Here is a 12610-nt window from a genome sequence, read left to right on the forward strand (position 1 = left end):
CGTCCGCTCGCCGAGGAGGTAGTCGAAGGCCTCGGCGCGCCCCTGCGCGATGAGCCCCTGCCTCGAGGTGATCCCCTTCTCGACGCCCGCCTCGATCCGGTGGCGCGTCACGAGCGAGGCGTACCGCGGGTGGTCCTCGGGGACCTCCGTCTCCGTCATACCCGAGCGAGGCGGCGCGCCGATTAAAGTGGACCGTTCGCGGCGCCGTGTGCGACCCCGACACCAGGACGCACAAACGTTAACATGGGCCACTTCGTAGCGTCACACGGGATGGACCGCACTGGCAAGTACACGATCGTCGACGCGTGCAACGACCACGGGGCGATCACGCTCCGTGAATACCCACGCAACGGGACGCTGTACGTCGTCGAGTACGACGATCCCGACGTGGAAGACGAGCTGTCGGCGCTCGACGCCGGGTCGGTCGTCGAGCTCGATCTCCGGCGGGCCGGCCGCCGGGGCAACGCGTGGTGCGCGGAGTCCGCCCGGCCGGTCGATCCGGCGTAACGCGCGGGCGGTCCGTCCGTTACGTCGTCCCCGGGTTTTTATACGCCTCGCTCAGGCCACGCCGATCCGTTCGCGGTACGTCCCGTGCTCCGCCTCGAACACGTCCATGATCTCGCCCATCGTCGCGTACGCCTTCACCGCCGCGACGATCGCGGGCATCACGTTCTCGCCGGCGTCGACCGCGTCGCGCAGGTCGTCGAGGGCCGCCTCGACCGCGTCGTCGTCGCGCTCCGCCTTCACCGACTCCAGCCGGTCGAGCTGGCGCTCCCGGGTCGTCTCGTCGATGTGGAGCAGGTCGGGCTCCGTGTCCGCCTCGACCTGGTAGGCGTTGACGCCGACGACGGTCTCCTCTCCCGAATCGACCCGCTCTTGGTACTCGTAGGACGCCTGCTGGATCTCGCGGTGGAAGTACCCCTGCTCGATCCCGCGGAGCACGCCGTCCCGGACCGATCCGTCGCCCATCTCCCGGATCTCCTCGATGTACGCCGTCGCCTCCGCCTCCACCTCGTCCGTGAGCGCCTCGACCGCGAAGGAGCCGCCGAGCGGGTCGACGATGTCGGCCGCGCCCGACTCCTCGGCGATGATCTGCTGGGTGCGGAGCGCGACCCGGACGGCCTGCTCGGAGGGGAGCGCCAGCGCCTCGTCGAAGGAGTTGGTGTGGAGGCTCTGGGTGCCGCCGAGCACGCCCGCCAGCGCCTGGAGCGTGACGCGGACGACGTTATTTAAGGGCTGCTGGGCCGTCAGCGACTGCCCCGCGGTCTGGGTGTGGAACTTCAGTTGCTTCGAGGCGTCGGCCTCGGCGTCGTACCACTCGTCCATCACCCGCGCGTAGATCCGGCGGGCGGCGCGGAACTTCGCCACCTCCTCGAAGATCGAGTTGTGCGAGTTGAAGAAGAAGGAGAGCTGCGGGGCGAACTCGTCGACGTCGAGCCCGCGGTCGAGACACGCCTCGACGTACGCGAACCCGTCGGCGAGCGTGAACGCGAGCTCCTGGACCGCGGTCGAGCCCGCCTCGCGGATGTGGTACCCCGATACCGAGATGGGCTTGAATTTGGGGGTTTCGTCGACCGCGAACTCGATCGTGTCGGTGACGAGGTCGAGCGAGGGCTCCGGGGGGATCACCCACTCCTTCTGCGCGATGAACTCCTTGAGCATGTCGTTCTGGAGGGTGCCCCGGAGCTCCTCGCGCGGCACGCCCTGCTGATCCGCGATGGCGACGTACATCGCGTAGATCACGGGCGCGCTCGGGTTGATCGTGAAGGAGGTGGACACCTCGCTCACGTCGATGCCGTCGAACAGCACCTCCATGTCGCGGAGCGTGTCGACGGCGACGCCCTCCTTGCCGACCTCGCCGAGCGACATGGGGTCGTCGGAGTCGAGCCCCATCAGCGACGGCATGTCGAAGGCGGTCGAGAGCCCGGTCTGCCCCTCGTCGATGAGGTAGTGGAACCGCTCGTTCGTCTCCTCGGCGGTGCCGAAGCCGGCGAACTGCCGCATCGTCCACGTCCGTCCGCGGTACATCGTCGGGTAGACGCCGCGCGTGTACGGCTCCTCGCCGGGGAAGCCGAGGTCCTCGCCGTAATCGAGGTCGGCCACGTCGGCGGGGGTATACAGGCGATCGACCTCGTGGTTCGACACCGTGGCGAACCGGTCGCGGCGCTCGCCGCGTCGGTCGAGGGTCGGGTCGAGCGTCTCCGCCTCCCACTCGGCGTGGGCCTCGCGGATCTCGGAGAGCTCCTCGTCGTCGTACATGCCGACCGCTACCCGCCGGACTCGTATAAATATTCATTATATTTTAAAAGGCGGCCGGCGGATTCGCCCCCGCCCAGAAGCCGCACCGACTGTTATGTGGGTTCGGAATCGATATCCGCCCATGACCGACGGCTCGCAACGGCCGACCCCGCCCGAAGGATTACCGCCGAAGCTCGTCGAGCAGCTGACCGACTGCACGCCGGAGGAGCTCCGGAAGGCGATCGTCCACGCGCAGGAGCTGCTGCACTACCACGAGGAGACGGAGCTCCCGGTCGACGCGGCGGCCGGCGACGACATCCTGCGGGTCACCGAACACGACGGCTACACCGAGGTCGTGAAGGAGTACTCCTGTGCGGAGGGCTGCGACGACTGTCCGCACGGCCCCTACCTCTACCACGTCACGGAGGAGCTCCAGCCCGACGGGAGCCGGAAGGCGCACTGGTCGTTCATGGGGTCGGTGCGGACCGAGAAATAAACGGCCGTCGTCCGGTCTCAGCGCCGACCGAACAACCGTTCACGAAGCGACCGAGACGAGGGGCGCTCCGCGAGCAACACCGGCGTGTCGAGGGTTTCGATCGCCTCGTATGCCAGCGACCCCCGAACGATACGCGAGAGGAGCCCGCGCTCGGTCGCGCCGACGATCACGAGGTCGTACTCCTCGCCGACGCGACCGAGCGTCTCCTCGACGTCGCCCGTCTCGACGCGCAGTTCCGCGTCGCCGAGGTCGTGTCCGGCCGCCCAGTCGGCGAGGAACTCCCGGCCGGCCGCCTCGTCCCCCGGCTCGACGACGTGCAGCAACGTGAGGTCAGCGTCGGAAACGTTCCGGAGGGCCGCCGCGACCTCCGCGGAGAGGTCGGAGGAGGGGCCGCCGGCGGTCGGCACGAGCACGTCGGATGGATCCAGCCGGCGGCCGTCCAAGACGAGGAAGTCGCACGGGAGGTCGCGAGCGACCTCGTCCAGCGACCCCTCGACGCGCCCGCCGGCGAACCGGGTCCCGCCGTAGCCCATCACGACGGTGTCGGCGTCGTTCGTCCGCGCGGCGTCGAACACCTCCTCGATCCCGCGGTGCGAGAGGATCGTCTTCGTCTCGATCGGCACGTCGAACGCCTCGGCGTCGGCGGCCGCGGCGGCCAGCAGCTCCTCGGAGGACTCGTCGAGACCGGTGCGGTTCTCGGCGGCCTTCTCCAGCGACGTCTGGTCCGGGACCGTGACGACGTGCGTCGCGAGCACGCGACCGCCCTCGTGCCGGGCGATCGCGCCCGCGAGCGTGACGAGCGCGCTCTCCGTGCGCGGGTTCGACACCGCGACCATGACCGTCGGGCCCTCGTCTCCGGACCCGTTCGTCGTCTCGAACACGGTCCCTATCTCCTCGGTGGCCGTCCGTTCGCTCGCTCGTTCGGTTCGTTCATCTCTTCGTTCCCTATTCCGCCGTCTGCTCGTCCGCTTCCGCCCGCCCGACCCCGCCGTCGCCTCGCGCCTCGGCGGTGGCGTCGTCCGCCTCGGGGGCGTCGACGTCGCCCGGGGCGTTCTCCCGGGCGCCGCTTCCGAACAGCCGCGCTCGGAGCCCCCGCTCGTCGCGCTTCTCGGCGAGCAGTACCGAGCACTCGACGTCCTCGAGAACCTGTAACACGAGCGAGCCGCTCACGAGTCGCGAGAGCAGCCCTTTCTGGGTCGCGCCGATGATCAGCATCGTCGCGTCCCGTGCTTCGCGCTCGATGGATTCCTCGATGTCGCCGCTCTCGACGCGGAGCGTCGCGTCCGCGAGGTCGTGCTCGGCGGCCCACCCCATGAGGAACCGCCGGCCGGCCGCCTCGTCGTCGGCGACGTGCAGCAGGGTGACCTCGCCGTCGAACTCCGTCTGGAGCATCTTGGCGACCGCCCCGGAGAGGTCCGAGGCCGGGCCGCCGGCGGTCGGCACGAGGATCCGCGAGGGGTCGAACCCGCGGTCGCGGAACACGAGGAAGTCGGACGGGAGCGAGTGGGCGAGCTCGTCGACCGCCGTCTCCGCGCGCCCCGGTGATCCGTGAGAGTCCTCGCCCCACCCCATCACCGTGATGTCGGCGCCGTAGGTCCGGGCGGCGTCGAACACCTCCTCGAACACGCGGTGCGAGAGCACGACGTGCGTCTCCACGTCGACGCCGAACGTCTCGGCGTCGTCGCGGGCCTTGTCCAGCAGGTCGTGCGCCGCCTCGTGGGCGCCGCGGTCGCGGGCGGCCTCAAGCGACGTCTGGTCGGGGACGTTCGCGATGTTGACCGCGACGACCGTCCCGTCCCGCTGCTTGGCGATGGCCGACGCGAGCGTGATCAGGTGCTCCTCCGTCGCGGGGTTCGCGAGCGGCACCATCACGCGGTAGTCGTCGCCGCTCGGCTGGACTGACGTGGCCGCCGACACGGCGGCCTTCGGCAGCTCGTCGGAGCGGTCGAGGATCCACGCCCCCAACACGCCGCGCGCCTCCACCTTCCGGCGGGCGTACAGCAGGTACCAGAGCAGGGCGAAGGCGACGAGGCCGAACGAGATCAGGATGATCGTCGGCTCGATGTAGACGATCAGCGCGAACGACGACAGCGTTCCGATGATCGGGACGAACGGGTAGAAGGGGACCTCGAAGTCGGGGTCGTACCCCTCGACCCCCGACTCGCGCATCACGATGAGCGCGATGTTGAGCAGGCCGTAGACGATGAGGTGGAGGACGGAGCCCATCGTCGACAGCGACTCCACGCCCCCGGCGACGAGGAACACGAGGATGAGCGCGCCGGTGAGCGCGATCGACTTGTACGGGGTGCCGAAGCGATCGTGGATCTCGTTGAGCTTCGGGGTGACGATCTTCTCGCGGCCCATCGCGAAGTTGATCCGCGACGACGAGAGGATCGACGCGTTCGCCGACGACGCGGTCGCGAGCAGCCCGCCGATCAGCAGCATCCCGGCGCCGACGGCGCCGAGCGAGAAGCCGAACACCTCGTACTGACCGAACAGGAGACGGGCGGCGTCGACCACCGCGGTCTCGTTGTTCGCGACGAGCTCGTTCGGCACGGCCGCGAGCAGCACGACCAGGAACAGCGCGTAGACGACCGTGACGATCACGACGGAGCCGAGCACCGCGAGCGGGAGGTTCCGCCCGGGGTTCTTGATCTCCTCGGCGACCGAAGTGATCTGGACGAATCCCAGGTACGAGACGAAGATGATTCCCGTCACCGGGAGCACCTGGCTCGTCGTCCCCGGCGGCGCGATCGGCCGCAGCGACTCCATATCGGCGTTCAGCAGGCCGACGACGGTGAAGACGGCGAGGATACCCAGTAGCGACATGACGATGACGATCTGGAGCCCGCCCGTCTCCTTCGCGCCGAAGTAGTTGACCGCGATGAAAAGCAGCGCGCCGGCGAGCCCGATCACCTGTGCGGCCTCTAACGTCACCGGACCGAGCCCGACCGCTCCGAGTCCGACGAGCGCGTTGACGTACTCGCCGAAGCCGTACATGTAGAACGCGGAGGCGAACGCGAGCCCCAGCCAGTTCGCCCACCCGGCGACGGAGCCGAACATGGGTCCGAGCGCCCGGTTGACGTAGAAGTACGCGCCGCCGGACTTCGGCATCGCCGTCCCGAGCTCGGAGGCGGACAGCGCCGTGAACAGGGCGATGACGCCGCCGAGGACGAACGTGGCCGCCGCGAGCGGCCCGGCCCGCGCGACCGCGGTACCGGGGAGGACGAAGATCCCGGCCCCGATCATCGTCCCGATCCCGATCGTGAGCGCGGCGAGGGGGCCGAGGTCCTTTGCCAGCTCCTCGTCGCTCATTCGGTCGATCCCTCGCGCGGGAGCGCGATTACGGGTACGTGCGACTTCGTCACGAGCTTGAGCGAGAGGTCGCCGGAGAGGAACTGCAGCAGGCGGTTGCCGTCCCGCGAGCGGTAGGCGATGGCGCTCGCGCCGACCTCGTCGACGGCGTCGAAGATGGCTTCCACGACGTCGCGGGCGTACGCGGTGTGGTCGTCGGCGTCGGGGAACACCGTTCGGACCGCGGCGTACGACTCGGCCGCGAGCTCCTCGGACTGTTCGACCGGCGACTTGTCGGGAGTGCCGCCGCCCTTCTCGACGACGTGGAGGGCGGTCACGCGCTCCGGTCGATAGGGTTCGAGCGCGCGCGCCGTCGCCAGCGCGTCCTCCTCGTGGGCGACCGGCAGGAGAACGTGGTCGAGCAGGTCCCGTTCCTCCGGTTGGTTAGTGCTCGTCATACCAACACTCATAGCCTCGCCAGTTAAGAAGATACGCTCTCAGACGCCGAGCCGTTAGATGAGTCCAAGTCACGTCTCCCGCGGTTAGAGCGCGTCGCTGGTGTTCTCGAACGCGGACAGTCAGCGCTCGTCGATTCCGGCGACGAACAGCGCGAGCACGGGGACGATCTCCAGCCGACCGATCCACATCAGCCCGATCATCAACAGCTTCGTCGTGTTCGGCAGGAACTCGTAGCTCCCGAAGGGGCCGAGCGGCCCGAGCCCCGGCCCGATGTTCCCGATCGTCGCCAGCGAGGCCGCGAACGCCTCCGTCCCGGTGAGCGCTTCTCCGACCCGCGCCGTGTCGATCTCGATGAACACGGCCGCGAGCGCGAACAGCAGAAAGTACAGCAGCGTGAACACCAAGATACCGCGGATCACGTCTTCGTCGACGACCTCGCCGCCGAGCCGTACCGGTCGGACGACGTCGGGGTTCGCCGTCGTGTACAGCTCCCGGCGAAGCGTCTTCAACAGGATGAGCCACCGGATGATCTTGATCCCGCCGCCGGTCGAACCCGCCGAGCCGCCGAGAAACATCGCGAACAGCAGGAGGAACTGCGTGTGGGTGTCCCACTGCGCGAAGTCCGCGGTCGCGAACCCGGTCGAGTTCAGCAGCGAGGCGATCTGAAAGACCCCCTGTCTGAGCGCGTTCTCCGTGACGCCCTCGGTGATCCCGCCGATCTCGGTCGCGGGGGCCCCGCCGTAAAACAGACCGACCGCGAGCACCGCCGCGAACCCGGTCACCAGCCCGAGGTACATGCGGAACTCGGTGTTCTCGAACATCCGCGTCGGGTCGTCGCGGAGCACGAACCAGAACAGCGCGAAGTTCACTCCGGCGATCACCATGAAGGGGACGAACACCCACTGGACCACGGGCGAGAACGCCGCGATGCTCTCCGCCTGCGGCGAGAAGCCGCCGGTCGGGAGCGTCGAGAAGCCGTGCGCGATCGCGTTGTACAGGTCCATGTTCGGCGCGAGCGGCGTGAGCCCGAGTCCGAACAGGATCGCGATCAGCGCGGCCGTGAATCCGGCGTAGATCAGCCAGAGCGCCCGCGCCGTCTCGGCGATCCGCGGCGTGAGCTTCTGGAGCCCCGGCCCAGGCGCCTCCGATTTCATCAGCTCCGCGCCGTTGACCGCCAGCTGCGGGAGGATCGCGACCATCAGCACGATGATCCCCATCCCGCCGAGCCACTGCGTGAGCTGCCGCCACATCAACACGGCGTGCGAGTGCCGCTCGAAGCTGATCTCCGCGGTCGCCGTCGCGCCGGTCGTGGTGAATCCGCTCATCGACTCGAACAGCGCGTTCACGGGGTGCCCGAGCGCCGAGGCGGTTCCGTATCCGGCGATGACGTACGGGATCGCGCCGACGACCGCGGCCATGAGCCACGCGAGCGAGACGACCGCCAGCGCGTCCCGCGGTCCGAGATCCGGCTCGTCGTCGAGCCGTTCCATGCCCGCGCCGATCGCGACGCCGAGCGCCAGCGAGACCGCGAACGCGACCGCGTCCTCCCCGTAGATCAGCGCCACGACGAGCGGGACGCTCATCGACGCCGAGAGGTATTTGACGACGCTCCCGGTGTAGCTCAGTGTCGCTCGCGTGTTGACCGTCGTTCGCGTCACGGGTGCCCCCTAATAATACCGATACCAGTCGTAGCCTTCCCGCGCGCAAAGAAGCCGTCGATAGCCGGACCGGCCGGCGACGAGCGGTCATTCACTCCCGATCTCGCGTCCGTCATGACGTCCAGAACGCCTTCGTGAACAGGACGAGCACGGGGATGATCTCGATCCGTCCGATCCACATCAGGACGACCATCACGGCCCGCGTGCTCATCGGGAACGTCGCGAACGTCCCGTACGGACCGGCCGCGCCGAACGCCGGCCCGATGTTGAGGAAGGTCGTCGCCGCGGCGCCGAGCGCCTCGAACTCCGTCACGGGGGCGTTCCCTCGCTCCGCGTCGACGACGATGACGATGGCGAGCAGAAAGAAGATCACGATGCTGAGGAGGAGGTACGCGTAGATGTCGCGGATCGCCCCCTCGTCCACCGTTTTCCCCGAGATCCGAACCGGTCGCACCGCCTCGGGGTGGATCGCGGTGTAGAGGTTCCGGCGGAACGACTTCAGCGCGACCAGCCACCGGAGCGACTTGATCGAGCAGGTGGTCGACCCCACCATCCCGCCGATGAACATCCCCATGAACAGCATGTGCTTCGCGGCGGGCGCCCACAGCACGTAGTCGGTGCTGGCGTACCCCGTCGTCGTCACGATGGAGGCGACGTTGAACACGGCGTGGCGGATCGTCCCCTCGGCGCCGAACGTGATGCCGGGATCGAGGAACAGGCCGACGGCGACGATCGACGCGAGCGTTCCCATCGCGCCGAGATAGAAGTGAAACTCCTCGTTTTTCAACAGCCGCATCGGCTCGCCGTTGATGGCGAAGTAGATGAGCACGAAGCTGGTCGAGCCGATCACCATGAACGGGACGACCGCCCACTGGATGAGCGGGTGGAACGCGCCGACGGAGTCCGGCTCCGGCGAGAAGCCCGCGGTCGCCACCGACGTGAACGCGTGGGCGATCGCGTTGTACAGGTCCATCTGCGGGTCGACGGCGAGCCCGAGCAGGAAGTAGACGGCGATCGCGAGTCCCGTGAGCCCGAAGTAGATGCCCCAGATGAGCTGTGCGGTCTGCGAGATCTTCGGCGTGAGCTTGTTCACGTCCTGCGTCTGCGACTCCGACTCCATGAGCTGGGCCCCACCGACGCCGATCTCGGAGAGCACCGCGGTCGCGAGGATGAGGATTCCGAGGCCCCCGAGCCACTGGATCACCTGCCGCCACATCAGCACGGACTTCGAGTGGAGCGAGAAGTCTCGGAGGACCGTCGCGCCGGTCGTCGTCAGCCCGCTCATCGCCTCGAACATCGCGTTCACCGGGTGCGCGATCGTACCGACGCCCGCGACGACGAACGGGACCGCGCCGACCGCGGCGACGAGGAACCAGATCAGCGCCACGGCGAGGAACGCCTCGCGGGGCCCGAGGTCCTCCGCCGGGTCCTGCACCGACCGGAACGCCGCGCCGAGCGCGAGCGAGACGGCGATCGCGGCGACGAACGGCAGCGGCGACTCGCCGTAGTAGAGGGCGATCAGCAGCGGGAACGCGAGCGGGACCGGGAGGGCCGCGAGGACGTCGCCGGTGAGCCCGACGCTCGCCCGCCAGCCGACCCGGATATTGCTGGTCACGGGAAACTCACGCCATCGAGGTGATCGCGCTCACCGAGTCGGACTCCACGAACAGGATGACGTGGTCGCCCGGCCGGAGAACGGTGTCGCCCCGCGGCGTGACGAGCTCGTTGTCCCGAGTGATCGCGCCGATGACGAACCGCGCGTCGCTGTCGGCGACGAGCTCCGAGATCGGTCGGCCGGTGAGCCCGCACCCCTCGGTGAGCTCCAGTTCGAGGACCTCCGCCTGGTCGTTCTCCAGCACGGCGATGTTCTCCGCGACGCTCTCGTAGGTGAACCGCGTGATCTCTTCGGCGGTCACGGTCCGCGGATTGATCGCGATGTCGATCCCGATCTCCTCGAAGACGGTGACGTAGTCGGGGCTGTCGACGACCGCGATCACGCGCTCGACGCCGAGCCGCTTGGCGAGCACGGAGATGAGCAGGTTCTTCTCGTCCGAGCGCAGCGCGGTGACGACGATGTCCGCCTCGTCGACGTGCTCGCGGCTGAGAAACTCGGTGTCGGTCGCGTCGTGTTCCATGACGACGGTGTTCGGGAGGTTCTCCGCGAGCCACCGCGCGCGGTCGGGGTCCCGCTCGATCAGCCGCGGCTTGAAGTCGCGCTCCTCCAGCAGTCTGGCGGTCTGATACCCGATCTCGCTGCCGCCGACCACGACGATCTCGTCGGCGTGATCGGGCGTGGTCTCCGGCGCCACGTCGGTCGCGAACGCCTGGACGCTCTCGGGGCTCCCGATGACCACCGCGCGGTCGCCGACCCTGATGTCGGTGTCGCCCCGCGGGATCGTCATCTCTCCGTCGCGGAACAGCCCGACGAACGTGAGCGACTCGAAGCGGTCGGCCTCGGAGACGGTCTGCCCGGCCACGGGGCTCTCCTCGGCGATCTCGAACTCGGCCATCTGGACCAGCCCGCTCGCGAACGGGTCGACGTCGATCGCGGCCGGGAGCCCGATGACGCGGACGATGTTCTCCGCGGTCAACAGGTCCGTACACACCATAAAATCGACGCCGAAGGCGCCTTCGCTGCCCTCCCACGTCCGGAGGAAGTCCGTGCTCTTCACGCGGGCGATGGTGAACCCGTCGCCCAGCGTCTTCGCGGCGCCGCAGGCGACGAGGTTCGTCTGGTCGTTGTCGGTGCAGGCGATGACCATGTCCGCGCGGCCGACTTCCGCCGCCGTCTGGATCTCGGAGGTCGTGCCGTCGCCGGCGATAGTGAGCACGTCGAGTTCGTACTTGAGCTGTTCCGCGCGGTCGGGGTCGACGTCCACGACGACGACCTCGTGGTCCGACGCGAGGCTCGCGGCGATGCTCGTCCCGACCTCGCCGGCCCCGATGACGACCACATGCATGGGCCAAACGAGTTACCGGACCCTCAAGTTCGTTACTATCGGGCGCCGGGGGGAGCCCCGCCGGGCGGAGCGTCCGAGAGCCGCCACCGGCGCTCGGCCGGGCGCCTACGCCGCGCCGCCGAACGACGAGGGGTCCGTCCACTCGTTCCGCCCTGAGACGGTCCGCTGCGGGAACGGGATCGAGATGTCCTCCTCGTCGAAGCGCTTCTTGACCGCCTTCACGTAGTCGGCGCGTGCCTTCACGAAGTCGGCCCGCGACGGGTCGTCGATCCAGATCCGCGACTGCAGACCAACGTATGAGTCGGCCAGTTCGGTCAGCCGGACCGACGGCGCGGGGTCGTCGAGGATGGCGTCGCTCTTCTCTGCCTCCTCGACGATGATGTCGGTCGCCTTCTCGACGTCGTCCTCGTAGTCGATCCCGAAGACGAACTTCAGGCGCAGCGTCTTCTTCGCGACCGGGTTCTTCACCACGTCGCCGGTGAGCACGGCGTTCGGCACCGTGAGCAGCTCGTTGTCGAACGTGCGCACGCGGGTGACTCGGAAGGAGATGTCCTCCACGACCCCCGAGTTCCCCTGCCACTCGATCCAGTCACCGATGCGGAACGGCTTGTCGGTGTAAATGAAGACGCCCGCGACGAAGTTCTTGATCACGTCTTGGAGCGCGAAGCCGATCGCGAGCGTCGCCGCCGCGGCGATGGTCGCCAGCGAACGCAGGAACCCCTGATAGCCCGCCGCGCCGAACGCGACGGTGACGCCCGCGAACAGCACGAGGAACGCGACGATCTTCTGGAGGGGGCGCCGCGCGTGCTCGTCGAGCCCCTGCCTGTCGAACAGCCGACCGACGAGCGGCGCGATGACGGCCTTATAAACAACGTACGTCGCGACGACGACGGCGAGGAAGATCGCGGCGTCGATGACGATCCCGGTCAGCGGGCCGAGGAACGGCTCCAGCGTCCCCGCGACGGCGACCACTCCCGCTCCGTCGGCGGCGGCGCTCATCAGTGGAGTACCGCCGTGTTCCCGCGCGTCTCCACGAGGTCGGCGCCGACGGCGTCGGCCAACTCGGCGGCGAGCTCGTCGGTCGTGGTCCCGCCCCGGGCAGCCCGGAGGAACTTCACCTTCACGAGCTTGGCGTCGTCGAGCTGGTCGGCCGTCTCGTCGACGACGGCGTCGACCCCCTTCTTCCCGACCCAGACGGTGACGTCGAGGTCGTGCGCTTCCTTGCGAAGCTGTTGATCGCTCATACGTCGTTCACACGGTCGCGGCAGTTGAAGCTTGAGGTTCGCGGTCGCGGGGGTGGTCGCGGTCGCGGGGGTGGTCGCGGTCGCGGGGGTGGTCGCGGTCGGCGGGAGCGTTCGAGGCCGACGACCGTGTTTGCGGCGCTCAAACGTGACGGCTGCGGGGGGCTCGCGGCCGACGTTCCCCGTCCCGCGCGCCGGTGTCGGCCGCCAAGTTATCCCCTATCAGCGGGGAATTAGACTAGTCTAATTTTTTTCTTAGACCCA

The 12610-nt window shown here is 68.5% G+C and carries 10 protein-coding genes and 2 pseudogenes; 2 read left to right on the forward strand and 10 right to left on the reverse strand.

Going from position 1 to position 12610, the window contains the following annotated elements; all coding sequences use genetic code 11:
* Positions 1-159: pseudogene (locus tag B4V06_RS07050) on the reverse strand (phosphopantothenate/pantothenate synthetase); the annotation flags it as partial.
* A gap of 111 nt (positions 160-270) precedes the next feature.
* On the opposite strand from B4V06_RS07050, the gene B4V06_RS07055 reads away from it, so the two are divergent.
* On the forward strand, positions 271-507 hold the full coding sequence (locus B4V06_RS07055) for a DUF7999 family protein (RefSeq protein WP_123114778.1): 237 nt from the start codon (positions 271-273) through the stop codon (positions 505-507).
* 51 nt (positions 508-558) lie between these two features.
* Here B4V06_RS07055 and B4V06_RS07060 read toward each other — a convergent pair whose 3' ends face one another.
* On the reverse strand, positions 559-2259 hold the full coding sequence (locus tag B4V06_RS07060) for an acyl-CoA mutase large subunit family protein (protein WP_498168623.1): 1701 nt from the start codon (positions 2257-2259) through the stop codon (positions 559-561).
* A gap of 121 nt (positions 2260-2380) precedes the next feature.
* On the opposite strand from B4V06_RS07060, the gene B4V06_RS07065 reads away from it, so the two are divergent.
* Positions 2381-2734, forward strand: coding sequence for a hypothetical protein (locus B4V06_RS07065; protein WP_123114780.1), 354 nt, complete (start codon positions 2381-2383; stop codon positions 2732-2734).
* A gap of 17 nt (positions 2735-2751) precedes the next feature.
* Here B4V06_RS07065 and B4V06_RS07070 read toward each other — a convergent pair.
* The 8 genes and pseudogenes from B4V06_RS07070 to B4V06_RS07105 all read right to left on the reverse strand — a co-directional run.
* Positions 2752-3600, reverse strand: a pseudogene (locus B4V06_RS07070) (universal stress protein); the annotation flags it as partial.
* 79 nt (positions 3601-3679) lie between these two features.
* Positions 3680-6049, reverse strand: coding sequence for an amino acid permease (locus B4V06_RS07075; RefSeq protein WP_123114781.1), 2370 nt, complete (start codon positions 6047-6049; stop codon positions 3680-3682).
* Positions 6046-6486: a universal stress protein gene (locus B4V06_RS07080; RefSeq protein WP_123114782.1), complete on the reverse strand. Its 441-nt coding sequence runs from the start codon at positions 6484-6486 to the stop codon at positions 6046-6048. The genes B4V06_RS07075 and B4V06_RS07080 overlap by 4 nt, the downstream gene beginning before the upstream one ends.
* 120 nt (positions 6487-6606) lie before the next feature.
* Positions 6607-8145 carry a TrkH family potassium uptake protein gene (locus B4V06_RS07085; RefSeq protein ID WP_123114783.1) on the reverse strand — a complete coding sequence of 513 codons (1539 nt, stop codon included), beginning with the start codon at positions 8143-8145 and terminating at the stop codon, positions 6607-6609.
* 112 nt (positions 8146-8257) lie between these two features.
* Entirely contained in the window at positions 8258-9760 is a 1503-nt protein-coding gene (locus B4V06_RS07090) for a TrkH family potassium uptake protein (protein WP_123114784.1), read from the reverse strand.
* Positions 9761-9767: 7 nt separating this feature from the next.
* Complete coding sequence (trkA, locus tag B4V06_RS07095; RefSeq protein ID WP_123114785.1) at positions 9768-11105, reverse strand: Trk system potassium transporter TrkA; 1338 nt, start codon at positions 11103-11105, stop codon at positions 9768-9770.
* Positions 11106-11210: 105 nt separating this feature from the next.
* The gene (locus tag B4V06_RS07100) at positions 11211-12104 is read right to left on the reverse strand and encodes a mechanosensitive ion channel family protein (protein ID WP_123114786.1); all 894 of its coding nucleotides are present in this window, start codon (positions 12102-12104) and stop codon (positions 11211-11213) included.
* The gene (locus B4V06_RS07105; protein ID WP_123114787.1) at positions 12104-12349 is read right to left on the reverse strand and encodes a YhbY family RNA-binding protein; all 246 of its coding nucleotides are present in this window, start codon (positions 12347-12349) and stop codon (positions 12104-12106) included. Before B4V06_RS07105 ends, B4V06_RS07100 begins: the two co-directional genes overlap by 1 nt.
* Between the last annotated feature and the right edge of the window lie 261 nt (positions 12350-12610).

Source organism: Halorubrum sp. B53 (assembly GCF_059752395.1).